Source organism: Cypionkella sp. (genome assembly GCF_028290025.1).
GTDB lineage: Bacteria > Pseudomonadota > Alphaproteobacteria > Rhodobacterales > Rhodobacteraceae > Cypionkella.
This window is the reverse complement of the sequence record NZ_JAQGKQ010000101.1, coordinates 1-18,714: the sequence shown is the minus strand read 5'-3', so window position 1 is coordinate 18,714 and position 18,714 is coordinate 1. Positions and strand designations below refer to the sequence as shown.

The 18,714-nt window shown below is 58.5% G+C and carries 11 protein-coding genes and 1 tRNA gene; 6 read left to right on the top strand and 6 right to left on the bottom strand.

Going from position 1 to position 18,714, the window contains the following annotated elements:
* Together JWS10_RS18265 and JWS10_RS18260 are read left to right on the top strand one after the other, a co-directional pair.
* Window positions 1–867, top strand: an 867-nt coding sequence (locus JWS10_RS18265) for a branched-chain amino acid ABC transporter permease (RefSeq protein ID WP_299509229.1), incomplete at its 5' end; no start/stop codon positions are given.
* A 1-nt stretch (window position 868) separates the two neighbouring features.
* Window positions 869–2,164, top strand: a complete 1,296-nt coding sequence (locus tag JWS10_RS18260) for a branched-chain amino acid ABC transporter permease (RefSeq protein WP_299509228.1) — start codon at window positions 869–871, stop codon at window positions 2,162–2,164.
* On the opposite strand, the gene JWS10_RS18255 is transcribed toward JWS10_RS18260, so the two are convergent.
* Window positions 2,133–3,677, bottom strand: coding sequence for a hypothetical protein (locus tag JWS10_RS18255; protein WP_299509227.1), 1,545 nt, complete (start codon window positions 3,675–3,677; stop codon window positions 2,133–2,135). The two genes, JWS10_RS18260 and JWS10_RS18255, sit on opposite strands and share 32 nt — an antisense overlap.
* A gap of 169 nt (window positions 3,678–3,846) precedes the next feature.
* Here JWS10_RS18255 and JWS10_RS18250 point away from each other — a divergent pair, with 169 nt between their 5' ends.
* A complete protein-coding gene (locus tag JWS10_RS18250) occupies window positions 3,847–6,270 on the top strand; it encodes an FAD-dependent oxidoreductase (protein WP_299509226.1) in 2,424 nt (807 codons plus the stop codon).
* 50 nt (window positions 6,271–6,320) lie between these two features.
* On the opposite strand, the gene JWS10_RS18245 is transcribed toward JWS10_RS18250, so the two are convergent.
* From JWS10_RS18245 to JWS10_RS18225, 5 genes are all read right to left on the bottom strand, one after another.
* Window positions 6,321–11,243 carry a Hint domain-containing protein gene (locus JWS10_RS18245; protein WP_299509225.1) on the bottom strand — a complete coding sequence of 1,641 codons (4,923 nt, stop codon included), beginning with the start codon at window positions 11,241–11,243 and terminating at the stop codon, window positions 6,321–6,323.
* Window positions 11,244–11,575: 332 nt separating this feature from the next.
* Entirely contained in the window at window positions 11,576–13,255 is a 1,680-nt protein-coding gene (locus tag JWS10_RS18240; RefSeq protein WP_299509224.1) for a Hint domain-containing protein, read from the bottom strand.
* 790 nt (window positions 13,256–14,045) lie between these two features.
* A complete protein-coding gene (locus JWS10_RS18235; RefSeq protein WP_299509223.1) occupies window positions 14,046–15,209 on the bottom strand; it encodes an acyltransferase in 1,164 nt (387 codons plus the stop codon).
* 340 nt (window positions 15,210–15,549) lie between these two features.
* Window positions 15,550–15,633 (bottom strand) — tRNA-Leu (locus JWS10_RS18230).
* 144 nt (window positions 15,634–15,777) lie between these two features.
* Window positions 15,778–16,638, bottom strand: a complete 861-nt coding sequence (locus JWS10_RS18225; RefSeq protein WP_299509222.1) for a neutral zinc metallopeptidase — start codon at window positions 16,636–16,638, stop codon at window positions 15,778–15,780.
* Window positions 16,639–16,764: 126 nt separating this feature from the next.
* On the opposite strand from JWS10_RS18225, the gene JWS10_RS18220 reads away from it, so the two are divergent.
* The 3 genes from JWS10_RS18220 (at window position 16,765) to JWS10_RS18210 (ending at window position 18,586) form a co-directional block, all read left to right on the top strand.
* A complete protein-coding gene (locus JWS10_RS18220) occupies window positions 16,765–17,349 on the top strand; it encodes a YqaA family protein (protein ID WP_299476914.1) in 585 nt (194 codons plus the stop codon).
* 7 nt (window positions 17,350–17,356) lie between these two features.
* Entirely contained in the window at window positions 17,357–17,818 is a 462-nt protein-coding gene (locus tag JWS10_RS18215; protein ID WP_299509221.1) for a disulfide bond formation protein B, read from the top strand.
* 99 nt (window positions 17,819–17,917) lie between these two features.
* A complete protein-coding gene (locus tag JWS10_RS18210) occupies window positions 17,918–18,586 on the top strand; it encodes an ankyrin repeat domain-containing protein (RefSeq protein WP_299509220.1) in 669 nt (222 codons plus the stop codon).
* Window positions 18,587–18,714: the final 128 nt, after the last annotated feature.

Sequence of the window (18,714 nt, the reverse complement as noted above, 5' to 3'; positions counted from 1 at the left end):
GGCGATACCATGGCATTTGGCAAGATGTGGGTAATCCTGATCACTTGGTGGTTTCAAAGCATGGGGATTTCTGCGGGGCCGTTGCCGACCGCGCTGCTCGCCCTGCCGTTCGGAATTGTGATCACTTGCGCTTTCATTCTGGGCACCGATCGCGTGGTGTATCGATTTTATCGGCAGAAGAAAGCGGCTTCGATCATTCTGGTGATCGTCTCAACCGGGGTGATGTTCATCCTGAACGGCCTGACCCGGATGATCATCGGGCCAGAGGAACAGACCTTCGCCGATGGCGCGCGGTTCGTGATGACGGCGCAGCAATTCAAAGACATGACCGGGCTGCAAGAGGGTCTCGCGATCAAATCCACCACGGCGATCACGGTTCTGATGGCTGCGGTCTGCGTGGCTTTGTTGTTCTGGTTCTTGCAGAAAACCCGCACGGGTAAGTCGATGCGGGCGTTTTCGGATAACGAGGATTTGGCACTGTTGTCCGGTATCAACCCCGAAAAGGTCGTGATGGTGACTTGGATTATCGCCACGGCTTTGGCGGTGATTGCGGGCACGCTTTACGGCATTGATAAGTCGTTCCGGCCGTTCATCTATTTCCAACTGCTGTTGCCGATTGCGGCGGCGGCTGTGGTGGGTGGTCTTGGCAATCCGCTCGGCGCGATTGCGGGGGGGTTTGTGATCGCGTTCTCGGAAGTTTTCGTGACTTATGCGTGGAAAAAGGTCGTGCTGTATCTGGCCTCGGTTGATCTCGCACCAACGCAACTGCTGCAACTTTTGTCCACCGATTACAAATTCGCGGTCAGCTTCTCAATCCTGATCATCGTGCTGCTGTTCATGCCGACCGGCATTTTTAAGGGGAAATGACATGCACCGCAATGTGATGATGTTCGCCGGGGTCGGCCTGCTGTTCGTGGCGACTGGATTGCTGCAAAGCTGGAACCTAAGCCTGCAAATCTTCAATATCGGCATCCTTAGCGCGATCATGGCGTTGGGCGTGAACATGCAATGGGGCTATGCCGGGTTGTTTTCGACCGGCATCATGGGCTCGGTGGCGTTGGGCGGTTTGGCGGTGGTGGTGGTTTCTGCGCAGCCAGTGCCGGAGGCTTGGGCGGCTGGCGGGCCTCGGTTGTTGTTGAGCCTCGCGTTTGGTTTGGCGGTAATTGCGGCAGCGGTGGCGACCTATCGGCGGATGGAGGGACGTGCACGCAACTGGACTGTGGCGGCTATCCTGATCGGCGGCTTTTTTGCCTATCGCGCGATTTATGACCCAGCGGTGACGGCGATTGAGGCGTTCAATCCGGCGGTTTATGGCAATATCGGCGGGTTCGGTCTGCCATCGCTGCTGTCTTGGCCAGTGGGTGCGCTGTTCGCAGGCGTTGCGGCTTGGGCGATTGGCAAGGTGGCTTTGGGTTTGCGCTCGGATTACCTCGCGATTGCCACACTGGGAATTGCTGAAATCGTCCTCGCAGTGATGAAGAATGAGGATTGGCTGTCGCGTGGCGTGAAAAACCTGATCGGTCTGCCGCGGCCTTGGCCGGTGCCGTATGAGGTTGATTTGCAAAAATCGCCGGAGTTCATCGGTTGGGCGCAGAATTGGGGGTTTGATCTTGTCAACTCATCAACCATTCTGGTCAAGCTGTTGTATATGTTGATCTTTGGTATCGTCTTGCTGGCGCTGATCTGGATTTCCGAGCGGATGCTGAACAGCCCTTGGGGCCGGATGATGCGGGCGATCCGCGACAATGAAGTGTCGGCGGCGGCGATGGGCAAGAACGTAACAGCACGGCATTTGCAGATTTTCATCATCGGCTCGGCTGTGGTGGGGATGGCGGGCGCGATGCTGACCTCGATGGAGGGGCAGTTGACACCGGGTAATTACTCACCGCTGCGGTTCACGTTTTTGATCTGGGTGATGGTGATCGTCGGTGGGTCGGGCAACAACTGGGGGGCGGTCTTGGGCGGGCTGCTGCTGGGCTGGCTGTGGCTGATAGTAGAAAACGCAGGGCCAGTGTTCATGGGGTATGTGACCATGCCGCTGCCTGCGGGGGCATTGAAGGCGCATCTGATTGATGCCGCCCCACATTTGCGGTTGGTCACGTTGGGGGCGGTGCTGCTGCTGGTTCTAAGGTTCAGTCCGAAGGGGCTGATACCGGAGAAATAGCCGAGGCGGGCCAGAGGCCCCAATCCTGCGCGAAGAAGTGGAAAACCTGCTGCGGCGCTGCCGTCAGCGAGTTTTCTTTTACCCGGCCAAAGAACACGCCGTTTGGATGGGTTTGCGCCCAAGCGGTCAGGCTTTGCAGGTCAGGCGTTAGGGCCAGATTGGTAGTCAGGCGGGCGAGAAAGTTGATCTCGGCATTGTATTCCTCGTTGATCACCGCGAGGCCATCCGCCTCGTGGGTGGCGAGGGTATTGGCGAGGCTTTGGCCATCGTAGGCGGCGTATAGTCCGGTGCTGACGATTATGCCGTGGATGCCAAGGGTTAGCCCTACGCCCGCTAGAAGATGGCCGGGGATGCGCGGCAAGCGCCAGACCAGCAGGGCGAGGATGATGCAAAGCGCGGCGAGGACGGTGAGTGGCCAATAGGGGGCGAGTTGGGCAAGGTCGGCTTTGGCGGGGATCAGGCCGACGCCGATGGCTCCTGCCCCGGCGGCGACTAGCAGCAGGGCGACCCAAGCGAGGCTGCCAGATTTCGCTCGGGTTGAGGCATGGGCGAACAGCAAGGCCATCGCGGGGTATGCGGGCAGCAGGTAGTGGGCTTGTTTGCCGGAAATCAGCGAGAACAGGATAAGGGTGGAGACGGCCCAGATCGTGCAGAGTTTGATGGCGGGATCGCTCCATGTGCCTTTGAAGCCGGACCACAGGCGGATCGACCAGCCCCATGGGAACAGTAGCAGCGGCAGGAGCGCGGCGAGGAACCAGAACGGGCGGTCGTGTGCCATGCCTCCGGCGACTCGGGCGGCGGACTGGGTCCACAGCAGCTCGGTGCGGAATTCAGGCGTGGCGGTGAGGAGTGTGGGGACGAGCCAGAGCGCGATTAGGGCGAGGGCGATGAGTAATGAGCCGCCGAAACCTTTGGCGATCTGGATGGCTCTGGGCGGGTTCGGTGCCCAGTAAGGCATGGCGAGCAGCGCGGGCAACAGGTGGACGAGGATCACCGGGCCTTTGGCGTAGACGCCGAAAGCCAGCGCGAGGCCCAACGTCAGCCAGCCGCCCCTGCCCTGCCCGATGCTCCAAAGCGCCGCGATGCCGCCGAGCACGCCGAGGGCGAGCAATGCGTCGAACATCGTGGCCGAACCGTAGATCAGAAACACCGGGAAGCCCGACAGGATCAGGGCGGCGCGAAGCCCGAGGTTTTCGGCAGGCCAGAGGCGGCGGGCCAATAGCGTGGTTCCTGCGACCATGCCGACGGCGCAGGCGGGGCCAACGAGGCGGGCGGCAAATTCCGACACGCCGGTGACCAGCCAAACGAGGTTGATCAGCACGAACAGCAACGGGGTTTTATGGGTATACATCTCGCCATTTTTGGTCAGATGCACCGGGTCGCCGGACAGCCACATCTCCCAGGCGACGGAAAGATAACGCGTCTCATCAATCGGCAGCAGCGGTCGCATCGCCACAAGTGCGGCCAGCACCACAGCCACGCCAATCAGGATCGGCCAAAGTTTACCCAGCATCTGTGCCTCCGTTGCTGCGCCCTTGCTACAATGATCTGCCGCTAGGGTCTACCGCTGCGCTGACACGCTGTTTGCGACGTATTTTGTCGCGGACGGGGCGGTGATTTACGGCGAACGGCCTATTTTGGCGCGAAAGGGCCGCGCCCTGCGCTTGCATAAGGATTGCCAAATGAAAACCCATACCCGCGTCGTTGTGATTGGCGGCGGCGTTGTCGGCTGCTCGGTGTTGTATCACCTGACCAAACTCGGCTGGTCCGACGTGATGCTGATTGAGCGGTCGGAATTGACCTCCGGCTCGACCTGGCACGCGGCGGGTGGGTTTCATACGCTGAACGGCGACACCAATATGGCGGCGTTGCAGGGTTATACGATCCGGCTTTATAAAGAGCTGGAGGCGATCACCGGCATGTCCTGCGGCTTGCACCATGTTGGCGGCATCACCTTGGCTGACAATCAGGCGCGGTTTGACCAGTTGATCGCCGAGCGTGCCAAGCACCGTTACATGGGGCTGGATACCGAGATTTTGGGGCCCGAGGAGATCAAGAAATTCACCTATGGCATGGTGAACCTCGAAGGCATCGTCGGCGCGCTTTATGATCCGCTGGACGGGCATTTGGACCCGTCGGGCACCACCCACGCCTATGCCAAAGCGGCGCGGATGGGTGGGGCGGAGATTGTGCTGCACAACCGAGTTTTGGAGACCAACCCGACGGCTGAGGGCTGGGAAGTTGTCACCGAAAAGGGCACGGTTTACTGCGAACATCTGGTGAACGCGGGCGGTCTTTGGGCGCGCGAAATTGGCGCGATGGCGGGGGTTTACCTGCCGCTGCTGCCGATGGCGCACCAATATATCGTGACGGATGATATCCCCGAGATCATGGATATCTTGAAATCCGGCAAGGAATTCCCGCATGTGATGGACCCGGGTGGCGAAAGCTATTTGCGGCAGGAAGGTCGCGGGCTGTGCATCGGTTTTTATGAAAAGCCCTGTGAGCCTTGGTCTTTGGACGGCACTCCCTGGAACTTCGGCCATGAGTTGCTGAACGAACAGTTTGATAAGATTGAAGATTCGGTGAACTTCGCCTATCGCCGCTTCCCGGTGTTGGAGCGCACAGGCGTGAAGACCGTGATCCACGGGCCATTCACCTTTGCGCCCGATGGCAACCCGCTGATCGGCCCGGTGCAGGGGTTGAAGAACTACTGGTCGGCCTGTGCGGTGATGGCGGGCTTTAGCCAAGGTGGCGGCATGGGGCTGGCGCTTGCGCAATGGATGGTCGAGGGCGAGGTCGAACGTGACCCACGCGGCTTTGATGTCAGCCGTTTCGGCACTTGGACCACGCCGGGTTACACCGTGCCGAAGGTGATTGAGAACTATCAGATGCGCTTTTCGGTCGGCTATCCGAACGAGGAACGCCCGGCAGCGCGGCCGTTCCGCACCACGCCGATGTATGACACCAACTGCGAAATGAACGCGGTTTGGGGTCAGCAATACGGGCTTGAGGTCGTCAACTATTACGCCCTGCCCGGCGAGCCGACCTATGAGGAGCCGACGTTCAAACGCTCCAACGCTTGGGAAGCCACGCGGCAGGAAGTCATGGCGGTGCGGACGGGCGTCGGCATCAATGAGCTGCAGAACTTCGGTAAGTATATCGTCAAGGGCGTCAATGCGCGGGCTTGGCTTGACAAGATCATGGCCGGGAATATCCCCAAGGTGGGCCGCCTGAGCCTGACGCCGATGCTGGCACATTCTGGCAAGATCATTGGCGATTTCACGGTGTCTTGCCTGTCGGAGCACGAGTTCCAACTGACCGCCAGCTACGGCGCGCAGGGTTGGCATTATCGCTGGTTCGAGCAGAACATGATGGACGGCGTGACGGTTCAGAACGTCTCGGATGCCCGCACCGGTTTCCAAATTGCCGGGCCGAACGCGCGGGAATTGCTTGCCCGGGTGACACGCAGCGATGTGTCGGGTGATGCGTTCAAGTTTATGGACGTCAAGCGCATGACGGTGGGGATGGCGAACTGCATCGTGCAGCGCGTCAGCTACACCGCCGATCTCGGCTATGAGATTTTCTGCGACCATATGTCGGTGCGGCATTTGTGGGATACGTTGAATGCAGCGGGCGCCGATCTGGGGCTGCGGGCGTTTGGGATGCGGGCGATGATGTCGCTGCGGTTGGACAAGTGGTTCGGCTCGTGGGGGCGTGAGTTCTCGCCGGATTATACCCCGTGCGAGACGGGACTGGATCGCTTCATCCGCTGGAACAAGGATGCTGATTGGATCGGCAAGGCGGCGGCTATGGCCGAGAAAGCCTCGGGGCCGAAGCGCAAGTTGGTCAGCTTTATTGTCGATGCCAAGGATGCCGATGTGGTGGCGTGGGAGCCGATTTGGCTGGACGATGCGGTTGTAGGTTTCTGCACCTCTGGTGGGTTCAGCCATTTTGCTGGTAAATCGGTGGCGATGGGCTTTCTGCCTGCAGATAAGGTCAAGGATGGGCTGGAGTGCCACATCGAAATCTTGGGCGAGCGTCGCAAAGCCGTGGTGCAACTGGCCCCTCTGTTTGATGCGGATGGGGCGCAGATGCGCGGCTAATATCTTGATAAGCTGATTAAAACGCCGGTCTTTGGACCGGCGTTTTTTGTTTACGCTGAGAGTTTCATCAGTACTTTAGCTTCGTGGGCTTTCAGCGACAGCCGCGCGGCGGGGTAATCTGCGTAATCCACCGACAAGTCGGGGAACAACTGCGCGATTTCGGCGCGTTGAGCGTCTTCCATTGCAGACAGCATCCGCTCGGCTGGCTGAAAGCTTTCGGTCCAAGCGCCGTTGGCACGGATGATTTCGTGATTATCCAGCAGCACGTGGATGTAGGTTACCCCCGCTGGCAATATCTGCTGCACGCCCGCGATAACCGTCAAATGCGTGGCCGCCACCAAAACTTCTGCCTCGCCAAACAGCATTTCGGGCAAGGCGCCCTCAATCAACATGCGATGTTGCGGTGAGACCAGCGTATCGCGCAGCGGCAGGCCACCGCCCAGCGCGCCCTGCGCGATCCTCACAGGTTGCAGGCGCGGTTGTGTAATCAACTCACCAAGCCCAAGTTTGCGACTGCCCATCCACCGGATGGGTTGCAGGCCATGATCCCGCGTCACCAGCAGATCGCCCGCGCGCAGATCTTCCACCGCCACATCGCCGCGATCGGTTGCGATCAGCACGCCGGGAGTGAAGCAGGGGATAACTTTCTCAATATTTGAGAACGTAAGGCTGCCAATCACCACTCCAGCGCTATCCAAAAACTGCACAGTGCCGTTTTCGGGGTTCAGCGGGTCGTAAATGATGTTGGTCAATGCCCAGCCCCAAGCCGACAGATCGAGCACGTCATAATCGTCAAGATTCTCACTGCCGCCGATGACATCGCCAAAATCCGTCGCATCGCCGGTTGAGACGAACACGTCATTGCCAGCGCCGCCGAACAGCGTATCGGCCCCGGCCTCGCCATGCAGCGTATCGTCGCCTGCGTCGCCGTAAAGCACATCATTGCCGGTGCCGCCGAACACGAGATCGTTGCCGTCTCCGCCATAAAGCGCGTCGTTTTCAGCGCCACCAAACAGCGTGTCATTGCCCGCATCGCCGGTGAGGGTGTCATTGCCCGCATCGCCCAAAACCAGGTCGTTGCCATCGCCGCCGAAAATCTGGTCGTTTCCGCTGCCGCCATAGGCCGTGTCGTTGTCGGCACCGCCGAGAATGCTGTCTTGCCCAGCGCCGCCATAGATCAAATCATTGCCAGCAGCGCCATCTACGCTGTCGTCACCCGTGCCCGCATCGACATAATCGTTGCCAGTTCCGGCATTGATTGAATCGTTGCCGTCACCGCCGAGCAGCGAGTCGTCGCCCGAACCCGCCTGCAAGGTGTCATTGCCCGCGCCGCCCAAGATGGTGTCATTGCCCGATCCGCCGTCGAGCAGATCATTGCCATCGCCGCCATCGAGATAATCGTCATTGTTACCGCCGAGCAGCGCATCTTGCCCGATACCGCCGTAGAGCAGATCATTGCCGTCGCCCCCGGACAGCGTGTCGTCGCCATCGTCGCCAAACACCGTGTCATTGCCGAGGCCGGTCGCAATCGAGTCATTGCCGGTGCCCCCATAGGCCAGATCAGCACCGTCGCCGCCCAAGATGGTATCATCGCCCGCGCCACCCAGCAGCGTGTCATTCCACACGCCCAAGCCAGCAAAGATAGAATCGTTGCCGTCGCCGCCGTCGAGGCTGTCAGCGCCCTGCCCGCCGTCTAGCGTATCATTGCCGACATCGCCCGACAGCCGGTCATTGCCATCGCCGCCCGCCAATTGGTCATTGCCAAGGCCGCCAGACAGGCTGTCGTCGCCCAGATCGCCGGAAAGGCTATCGTTGCTGTCCTCGCCGAGTAACGTGTCGTTGCCGTCGCCGCCAAACAGTTGATCCAGCCCAGCGCCGCCGAGCAGACTGTCAGCGCCCGCATCGCCATAAAGCGTGTCGTTCTCGGTGCCGCCCCACAACGTATCATTGTCGTTGCCACCATACAGCAGGTCAGTGCCCGCACCGCCGTCAAGCGTGTCGAAACCATCGGCGCCATAAAGCGCGTCATTGTCTGCTCCGCCAAGCAGAATATCGTTGCCCGTGCCGCCATAAAGCAGGTCGTTTCCAACGTCGCCGGAAAGCGTGTCGTTATCCGTGCCACCATATAGACTATCCGCGCCGTCACCGCCGAGCAGACTGTCGTTGCCCGCCTCACCCAGTAGACTGTCAGTCTCGCTGCCACCGTCGAGCGTGTCACTGCCGTCACCGCCAAGCAGGGTGTCGTTGCCCGCCTCACCCAGCAAATTATCATTGCCGAGACCGCCATGCAGGCTGTCATTGCCGGCCCCTCCGAGCAAATTATCGTTGCCGTCATCGCCGTTCAGCGTGTCGTTTTCGGTGCCACCGAGCAGGCTGTCGTTGCCAGCACCACCAAACAGCAGATCAGCCCCCGCGCCACCATCAAGCGTGTCGTTGCCGTCATCGCCATTCAGCGTGTCGTTTTCGGTGCCACCGAGCAGGCTGTCGTTACCTGTGCCACCATAGAGCAAGTCGTTTCCGGCATCGCCCGTAGCGGTGTCGTTGTCTGACCCACCATACAGGCGATCGTCGCCAAGGCCGCCCTGCATATTGTCGTTGCCCGCGTCGCCCGTCAGGCTGTCGTTGCCATCCCCGCCATCGACCAGATCATTGCCCGCGCCTCCGATCACCGTGTCATCGCCGACACCGCCATAAAGGCGGTCAGAGCCCGCACGGCCGTCAATACTGTCGTTGCCTGCAGCGCCATACAAAGCGTTGGTCCAAACATCGCCCGGAACCGTGCTTTCAGCGTCAAAACCCAGCAATGTGTCGTTGAAAGCCGAGCCGTAGATACCTTCCACATTGCTCAGCGCGTCGCCTGCCGCATCGCCACCCAGACCCGTGCCCAGAGCGAGGTCAAGGTTTACCGCTGCAGCCGAGCCGGTGTAGTCGGCGTAATCCATGCCGCTGCCGCCGTAGAGCCCGTCTGCCGCAGAGCCGCCATTCAGAGTGTCATTGCCTGCATCGCCGTAGAGGCTGTCAGCTTCGGAGCCACCGTCAAGACTGTCGTTGCCATCGCCGCCGTAGAGCGTGTCATTGCCCGCCCCGCCAAAAATGCTGTCGTTGCCAGCGGCACCGAGCAGGCTGTCATTGCCCGCGTCACCGTAGAGCGTGTCATTGTCGGCACCGCCATCCAGCGTATCGTTGCCGTCACCGCCGTAAAGCACATCATTGCCCGTCTCCCCGGTCAGGATGTCAGCATCCGCACCGCCAAACAGACTGTCGCGGCCATCGCCACCTAGAAGGGTGTCATTGCCTACCAGACCCAACAGGCTGTCATCGCCGATACCACCGCTTAGGCTGTCGTCGCCATTGCCACCGTCCAGCGTGTCGTTGCCGTCATCTCCGAGCAATGTGTCATTGCCATCATAGCCGAGAAGGCTGTCGTTGCCCAAACCGCCCGAGAGGTAATCGTCGCCAGCGGCCTCGGCAGCGACGTTCACCGGATTGGTGTTCGGGCTATATTCATAGTAAAGCCCTGCCGCCGTCCCGGTTGTGGTGCCGCCTGAGGTCAGCGCCACGCTGGTGTAAGGCCCGTTGATCGTTAGCGTTCCAGTCGTGGTGGAACTTGTACCACCGCCGTTGCGAATAACTTGGCCCAGAGCATTAATCGAGTAATTGCCGTTGCCGTTAAATGTCACCAATCCGCTGGCGATAGCCGTGTTGAGGTTGATGGTGACCCCGTCGATCACAATGGTCAGCGTCTCGTTGCCGTTGATCGCATTGAAAACGATCTGTCCGCCCGCCAGTTGCGAACTCGCGGTGTGAGTATGGGTTTCTACGGCATCCGAGTTACCAAGTCGAAATCCACTCAGGGTGCCAGATGTGCCAGTGGTCAGGTCATTTTCGTTGGACACGGTGTTTACGGCAAAATTCGGCCGTCCATTGGTGCCTGCCACCGTTTGCAGCGCGGCAGTTACTTCCGTGTAAACCGGCGTGTAATTGGTGCCTGTGCTTGCAGTACCGCCTGACAAAGTGTCATCGCCCGCGCCGCCATAAATGACGTCGTGGCCACTGCCACCCTCCAGACTGTCATTGCCGTCGTCACCGTAAACCGAGTCGTTTCCGGCGCCCGCATTGACCACATCGTTGCCACTGCCACCGTAAACAATGTCATGGCCTAGACCGGAATTAACCGTGTCGTCGCCGCTTCCTGCCAACACATAATCGGCATGTCCCGTCGTGCCCGCGTAACCGGTGCCGTCATTCGCATCAATGTGGTCGCCATCAGGATCGCCGACGTAAGAAGTGTCGATCAGATCATTGCCGGCAGTGCCATCGACAACGCCGTCACCCTGAAAAGCCTGTCCGGCTTCAAATTGCATCGAATAGACACCGCTCGGATCATTGGTGTCAAAGTCGTTGCCAGCGTAAGTTGGCAAAAATGCCGGATCGCCCGAGCCTTCCAGCAAGGTTTGCGTGGTGGTGCCATTGGAAAACCCAACCACGGCGACGCCGCTGCCGCCGTTGGTGTAACCGACCGAATTATAAATGTAATCGACACCGAAATCGCCGCCGCCCAGACTGGTGATCACGACTTGAAAACTGGTGGTCCCGGCACCCGAATAAGCCGCTGCGTTCAGCCAAGTGACGGTGATCTTGCCGGTGACAGTGTCGACATCCCAATAGATATCGCCACCTTTGCTGATGTCGATATCGGTCCAATAGGCGGCAAGGCTAGGTTGGCCCAACGTTGTCAGCGCGGACGGAGTATAGCTGGGTTGCGCCGAGGTGAAGGTGATCAGGCCGTTGGTGTTGACATAAATAGAGCTGAAACGGCTGCCATAAACATCCATGCCACCCGAACCAAACACAGTGCTGACATCAACCAACCGAGAGCCATCGTCCAGATTGCCAGTGAAGCCGCCGGTGGTCTTGAATGACTGCTCGCCATATCCCGAAGTGCCGCCAAGGCCGGAGTTCAGCGTCGCCATGATCGACCCTCGATACCGCCCCACGACGCGGCCATGCGCGTGGGCGTAACGCAGTTTAGATCGGTGAGTTTAACGGTCGGTGAAGGCATGGCGACTAATCCAGTTGGCTAGAAAGTCGAAATAATCGCCGCGCATGTTTGGAATATGGCCGAACTGGGGTATGTTTCTGGTATTGCGGCAATGTCCGCAACCTGACGGTGTTGTTGCGTGATCACGCCGCCTCGCAAAGCAGAGCATCTGGTCGTTACGTCGCTCATCAAACGAAAAGGGCCCCCGTAAGGGCCCTCAATCTTTGCAGTGAGAGCAACCCGTCCCTGGGCTGCATTAAACTTTTATCGCGCCAGAAGCAGGGCTTCGTGACGCTTCAGCGTGCGACGGGCCGCTTGGTAAGCTTGCAGACCTGCATGTGTCTTCAACTCGGGGAACAGATCAAAAATCTCACCGCGCTGAGAGTTGCCCATGCCCTTCAACGTGTAATCCCCCGGCTGAAAACTTTCGGTCCAGGCGCCATTCGACAAGACAACCTCGTGCCGATCGCACATGAAATGGATATAGCTGGTGCCGACCGCGTTGATCGCATCAATGCCGCGGGCAGCGACCAGATGTTTGGCCGACACCAAAACCTCATGCTCGTCGAAATACAGGGCTGTGCGGTCATTGGCGACCAGAACGCGGTGGTTCGGCGACACCATCATATCGCGTTCCGGCAGACCGTGACCGAGGCTGCCCTGACGGATCAGCACGGGCTTGAGATGCGGATTGGCGATCAGATCGTGCCAGCCGATATCCTTGCGCCCGACCCAACGGATTTCTTGGATGCCGTTGTCGCGGGTAATGACACGATCTCCGGCAACCAGGCTCTCCACCGGAACTTCACCGCGCGGTGTCGCAATCAGCGTGCCGGGGGTGAAGCAGGGGATGATGTTCTCAATATTTGTGAAGGTCAGCGTACTGGCGACATTGCCGTCAGGATCAAAGAACTGCACCGTGCCGTTCTCGGCATTGTCCGGGTCATAGATGATGTGCAGCGGCCCAGCACCCGTCAGATCGAGCGTATCAAAATCGTCGCCTTGCTCGTTGCCGTCGATAACGTCTCCAAAGCCATCGCCGTTCGCACCTACGATAAAGACATCGCGGTCCGCGCCGCCGTAAAGCTCGTCTGCGCCCTCGCCGCCGATGATGGTGTCATCGCCTAACCCGGCATAGACGGTGTCATCACCCGTCCCTGCCCGCACCCGGTCATCATTGGGACTGTCGCCGCCCAAAATCGCGTCGCTATTGTCGATCAGGTCACCATCCGAGTCGCCAGTGTAGGATGTGTCAATCAGATCGCCGCCCGCAGTGCCGTCCACATAGCCATCGCGCGCATGGTCGTAATTATCGACGCTGTCAGAGAGTTGGAACAGATCGACCGAGCCTGCAAAATGCTGGTCGATATTGTCGAGCGATCCGGCATCCGAGTTCGCTTGTCCTGCACCTACGATCCACGGCTGATCGGTGTTGCCCATATCCATTGTCAGTGTGTTCGGCACAGTGTCGCTGAAGCTGTCGGACGTCGTTGCGTTGTTGATTTGCAGCGCGCCGCCAGCGCCGCCTTGATCCCACGAGTACGACAGGTCTATTTCATCGCCGGGATTGGCAAATCCGGGTTCAGTGCCGAATGTTTCGGTGCCGCTGCCGGTCTCGTGGCTGATGACCACCGACCCATCGGCTTGCACCTCAATGCGATAACCGCCGGGCGTCTCGCCGACACTGTCCCGCGACAGCACGGTTTGAGTTGCGCTCAACGGTTGATCGGCCAGAGTGAAATTGATATCCAGCGTGCCGCGATCCATCTGATAGGACGGGTCCTGGAAGATCTTAACCAGATCGTCTTGGCCATCCAAGACCGCCTGACCACCCACCGAGGCCGCACCATTGCGATAGGTGCCCAACTGATCACCGAACGCCGGCGCGCTGTCCAAGGCGTTTGAGCCAGTGTCGTTGAAGTTGAATTGCGCAAATACCGGCATGTCATTTTCCCCATTTCACCTGAGATCCGGTTTCCCGTCTCTCGTTCGACCGAAAGCCCGGATCGCCGAACGACAATCCGGAATGGGCGCGCCCGGACTTGGTCCGAGTTCAGCGCCTTGCTGCCGACCGCGTCAGGTGAAGTGAAAGCGAAGCCGTGCGGGGATCGATGATTCCCGGTCAAACGATTAATTAAATATGACAAGCCCCTAGTCGCAGAACCCAGAGCTACGGCAGCAAATTTCAAACACGTGCGTCTTGCGACACATCACCAATCAACGACCGCCCCCACGGCCTTTGTCTTTCCCAGTAAGACCCGTTATGGATACCGACTGTTTTGATCATCGCAAAGTGAAAAACGTCCAAACTGTGGCAGCTTCCCTGCCAACATATCCAGCTTTGTGGGTGAGTAAATTCGCTCTTACACGCTCCGGTTGCGGTAGGTTTCGCAACTGGCAGCGATCGCTGGCGAACCCAGTGGCCCTAAATCCTCACGATTATGGCCTTTAAGATCATACTGGTCCGATCTCTCAGATGCAAACCAACGCTCAACTGTTTCCGTCACGGAAACCGGCCTCGCTTTAAATGATACGTAAGCGCCTAGGGAAATCGGAACACTTTTTCACCACATTCTAAACACGCTGTTGCCATCGCGGCATGAATTTAGCCATATCGCTGCGACTGTTCGATGCGCTTTACGCAAAATGAAATTCTTGCCGAATCGGCATCCTTTGACTTGTCAGGCTTTGACTGACGCGAAGCAGCACAGTCGCGATGTGTATGTCTGCGACCTCAAGCCGCTATGATGGTTTTAGGCTCGGGTGACTTGCGGGCAATGCGCAGCGCAAGACGTTTCCCGCTACGGATCAACGGCCGTTCAATCACGACGAGCGAAAGTGTGGCAATCAAAGATACCGCCAATGATATTAGGGGCAGCAACAGCCAACGTTCAGGCAGCGGGATGCGAGCAGCGGCAAGATCTTGGAAGACCAGCGTGAGTACGATGCCGTGCAAGAGATAGATCCCATAGCTGACTTCTCCGAGCATCCGGCTAAATCCTGTCGATAATGCGCCAAAGTGATCGTTTCCTGCTACGATAGTGAGGAACACGATGAACAGTAAACCGCCGCCCACCGGTGAATAAATGCCTGGCACCATCAAGAACGCTATAGCCGCGCAGGCTAACGATACCCCCGTAGCCGTGACGCTCAAGAGAGCGGCGGACCAAGCTGAGCTTTTGGTCACTTCGATGGCTAAGCTGCCTAACGCGAAAAACATTGGCGCTCGCGGACCAATGTTTAGCCCGCAAACCGTCATCAGCACTGATGTGATAACGGCGAGTATGACGAGGCGTGTATTTCGCGCCTTAACAACCTTATGAAAAACGGCAACGGCCGGTAGGCTAAAATAAAACAGCCATTCGATACGCAAAGTCCACAAAACCCCGGCTATGTCTTTACTCATCATTTTCCCACCCATTACGGTAGGCATTCCAAGGAAGGACATCCACCTTGTGATCGGCACAATGTCACTGACCGTTAATTCTCCGCCGCGCATCACTCCAATGATGACAAGTGCCAAGACAGCTGTCCACATCAGCGGCACAATGCGAAACACGCGAGACAGGTAAAGCGGCATCCAACGAACGCTGCCAGACTGGCGATCAAGGATCGAATAAAAGAGTGCGCCAGACACCATAAAGAACAAAGCGACTCCGCCGCTACCTGCATTGGCGAGAAACGTATTTTCCGGCTCTGACCAATCACCAGTGGCAATAAAGCCCTGCCAAACAGCGAAATGATGCACGACCACCAGAAGCGCGAGATAGCCCCGCAGGCCGTCGATCGCACCAACGCGATGTCCATTTGGCAGCGCTGGTGCAATCCCGGCGTTGATCATTAACCAGAACGCCAGCAACGGACATAAGATTGAGGCTACCACTAAGACGGCTATCATAATTTTTCCTTAGGATGAATCGCTTTTCGTCTAAAACTTTTGGCCAAAACGATTGCAGCACCCGCGTGCTGCTGCATTGACCCTATGAAACGTACCGCCGCTGCTGATTAATCTGCACAGGGCTGCATTTGACCCGAAACCCGGGCACACACACGCGACGCAGCATTTTGGTGCGGCGATCTATTAATAAAAAATTTAAAAACTGGTCGGATTACGCAGGTAAATATACATGCGAGCAGAAAGGCCCAAACCCGAGGTAAAAGCAACCTATTTGCCACATAAGGCGTGGCCTACCTTGGCGTTAAGGAATTCTCGTGAAAACGTTGATTTGGGAAAGGGTTGGTACGGGCGGCCGGACTCGAACCGGCACTTCTTGCGAAAACAGATTTTGAGTCTGTCGCGTCTACCATTCCGCCACGCCCGCACAGTTAACAACCCATTGGTAGTGATCCGCCAAAGCCGATCTAGGTTGTTTGGACCAATCCCTGGCCCCGTCTAACGCGCGGTTTAGCCGCGCAAATTGCCCGCGTCAACTAGGTTCACGCAGGCAAATCGCTGCACCCGTTGCTTAAAGGTTGCTTGCGCTGAAGGTGTCACATGCGCTCAGCTGACCCGAGTTCAAGCCTTTGACGAACCAGGTCGAGCGTTGTGCCGAAGTGCCGTGGGTAAAGCTTTCGGGCATCGGCACCCGCCCCGCGCTGCGCTGCAAGGTGTCATCACCGATTTGCTTTGCGGCGTTTACGGCTTCCTCGAAATCGCCCTTCTGAATGCTGCCGAACGTGTTTTGCGCCTCACGCGCCCAAATCCCAGCCAAACAATCTGCCTGCAACTCGATTCGCACAGAAATTTCATTGGCGTCGGCCTCTGATGAGCGCCCTCGCACATCATTGGCTTGGGAAAGAATGCCCATTTCGTCCTGCACATGATGGCCGATCTCATGCGCGACTACATAGGCCATCGCAAAATCACCTTCCGCACCCAGTTGGCGCGACATGGTGGTGAAGAAATCGGTGTCTAGGTAAACCTTTTTGTCGCCCGGGCAGTAGAACGGCCCGGTCGCGCCCGAGGCATCGCCGCAAGGTGACTGAGTGACACCTTTGAACAGCACAAGTTTAGCTGGCGTGTAGGTCTCGCCGATCTGCTGCTTGAAAACGCCGGTCCAAATTTCTTCGGTATCAGCCAGAACAACCGAGACAAATTGCCCCGCTTGTTTGTCCGCGTCGGTGATCTGTGCAGGCGCACCGGTTTGCTGGGTTTGGGTCTGCGAGTCGTTTAACAGTGGCGTCAGATCAAAGCCTAGAAAGTAACCGATCACCACGACTGCGATCACACCGATGCCGCCGACGCCGCCCACACTCGCCCCACGGACGCCCCGAACCCCGCGTCGGTCTTCGATATTGCCGCTGCCCCTGCGTCCACGCCATTCCATGATCTGCCCCCTGTTTTGTTGCCGCCAATTTAACTCTGAACGCCCGAAGTGCAATCCAGTTGCGAAGGTAGCCCTCTTGACCCGGCGGGGCTGGCGTGGCCATTGGGTGAAAACGCGGAGGGTTTCATGTTTCGCAAGCTGTATCACTGGACACTTCGTTGGGCGGGTTCGCGCTATGCCGAGCCTGCGATGGGGGCGGTATCCTTCGTCGAAAGCTCGGTATTCCCCATCCCCGCCGATGTGTTGTTCATCCCGATGTGTCTGGCCCGGCCGGATCGGGTGTGGCGGTACGCGCTGATTGCGACGATCACTTCGGTGTTGGGAGGCATCTTTGGCTGGCTGATCGGGCATTATGCCTTCGATCTGCTGGCGCGGCCGGCGTTGGAGTTCTACGGCAAGCTGGGCGCGTTTGAGGCGTTGAAGGCGCAGACCGGCGATACGGCGATCTTGGTGATGCTGATCACCTCCGGGCTGTCGCATCTGCCGCCGATGAAGGTCGTCACGATCTTGTCTGGGGTGGTGTCTTTTGATCTGAAATGGTTCATCCTGTCGGCGATCGTGGCGCGGGGTGGGCGGTTCTATCTGCTCGCGTATTTGTTGCAGCGGTATGGCGCTGCGATGGCGGGGTTTATCGAGCGGCGGTTGACCCTGATCGTGGGGGTTCTGGTGATGGTGGCCGGGTTGATCTGGCTCGCCACCCGATTTTTGTGAGGCATTGATGACGCGAAATTCGTTGATTTGGATTGCGACGCTGGGCTCGGCCTTGCTGCTCGGGGGGGCGTTCGCGTTCCAATATTTCGGCGGGTTGATCCCCTGCGTTTTGTGTATTTATCAGCGCTGGCCGCACGGGGTCGCGATCTTGATTGGTCTGCTCGCGTTAAGAAGCCGCGGGCCGGTCTTGCCGCTGCTCGGGATGGTCGCGGCGGCGGTGACGGCTGGGATCGGGTTTTATCATGCCGGGGTCGAGCTTGGCTGGTTTGCGGGGCTGGCGACTTGCACGGTCGATACTTTGCAGGGCATTGGCGGCGGTGATCTTTTAAACATGGATGTGACGGTTGGAAAACCGGTGCGGTGCGATGCGGTGCCTTGGGCGATGCTGGGGGTGTCGATGGCGGGTTGGAACGGAATTATTTCGGCTGGATTGGCGGTCATTTGGGGGCTTGCCGCGCGAAAAAATTGATGTCCACATGTGGACAAGATTTCGCTTGAATGAAATCAATGGCTTACAGGTCTGAATTCAGGATTTGTTAAGTTTTGCGTGCCATGGCATACTGTAATCATGCGCCAGCTCTTTACGCCTCATGCCGCCAAATTTCGCGCTTTGCGCGACCAGACGCTGTTTGTTGCACGTCTGGGTTGGCGCATTGGCGGTCGGGCGCTGGCCCTGCTGCCGATGCGCAAAACCGCCACGGCTCCGCCTGACGACCCTACGGTGATCGGGGACTACGATCAGATCATTGAGGCGCTGCAAGTTGGCAATACTGCCGTGCTGGAACGGTTAGGGCCGCAGTTCGCGGCCAGTGCGGATGATTTCATTGGTCAGCCATGGTTTTTCAACGCGATTGACCTTGGCAATCTTGCCAGCCTGCGTTGGTTTCTGGCGCAAGGTGTCGCCTTGGATGGGGCGGACAAAGCGGGCCGCTCGCCCTTGCAAGCGGCGATTGAGCGTGCGGCGGCGCCTGATCTCGACGATGAGACGCCGGAAGATCCCCTGCCGATGATTGAGGCTTTGCTGGATGCGGGCGCTGAGATCAACGCAGCCTCGAGGCAAGGCTTGACCGCCCTGCATGTCGCGGCGGCGTTGGGTCTGTGCAAAGTGGTGAGGTTGCTGCTGGCGCGCGGTGCGAACCCCGGCCTGCGCGATGAAGGTTTTGCGGGCGCTGCGCCTTTCGACTATGCGGTGCAGGCCGGACATGCCGACGTAGCTGAGTTGCTGCGCGCGGTTTAGTGACGGATTCTAACCGCTTTCGCATTGGCCTAAATATCCCCGCCGGAGGCTCTTAGGCTGGCCGAATACGCCTCCGGCGCTGCAGCTAACCCAGCAGCCTTTGCCCCTCTTGCAGCGCGAAACGGTCG